This is a genomic window from Alistipes sp. CAG:29 (genome assembly GCF_000435435.1).
GTDB lineage: Bacteria > Bacteroidota > Bacteroidia > Bacteroidales > Rikenellaceae > Alistipes > Alistipes onderdonkii.
Genome location: NZ_FR893468.1, coordinates 33,288 through 33,895, shown reverse-complemented (window position 1 = coordinate 33,895; position 608 = coordinate 33,288). Strand labels below are relative to the sequence as shown.

Below are 608 nucleotides of genomic sequence, written 5' to 3'. Positions count from 1 at the left end.
AGTCAGCAGGAATCCAACTCGGCCCTGGCCAGGTATATGCCCCTGACGATGGTGCTCATCTTCATCGTGCTGCTCCTGCTTTTCCGCAACTACCGCGAGCCGGCCGTTATCCTGCTGATGATCCCGCTGATCTTCATCGGCGTGGTGCTCGGACTGGCCGTCACGGGCAAGGTTTTCAACTTCTTCTCCCTGCTGGGACTGCTGGGGTTGGTGGGCATGAACATCAAGAACGCCGTGGTGCTGGTCGAGCAGATCGGCGTGCTGCGCTCCGAAGGCAAGGGCGCCTACGAAGCCCTCACGGCGGCTACGCGCAGCCGAATCGTCCCCGTGGCGATGGCTTCGGGTACCACGATCCTCGGTATGCTGCCCCTGTTGTTCGACTCGATGTTCGGCGCCATGGCCGCCACGATCATGGGCGGCCTGCTCGTCGCCACGCTGCTGACGGTCTGCGTGCTGCCGGTCGTCTATGCTATTTTCTACAATATCCGCAAGTCATGAAGAATTATCTGATCCTCTCCGCACTGCTGGCCTTCGTGCCCGCCGCCGCCCAGACCTCGCTCGGCGACTACCGGCAGGCCGTGACCGACTACAGCTGGGAACGGAAGGTC

General features: G+C 62.0%; 1 protein-coding gene. It reads left to right on the top strand.

The window, feature by feature from the left end:
• A partial coding sequence (locus tag QVP03_RS07985; protein ID WP_288210704.1) for an efflux RND transporter permease subunit occupies positions 1–498 on the top strand: 498 nt, incomplete at its 5' end.
• Positions 499–608: the final 110 nt, after the last annotated feature.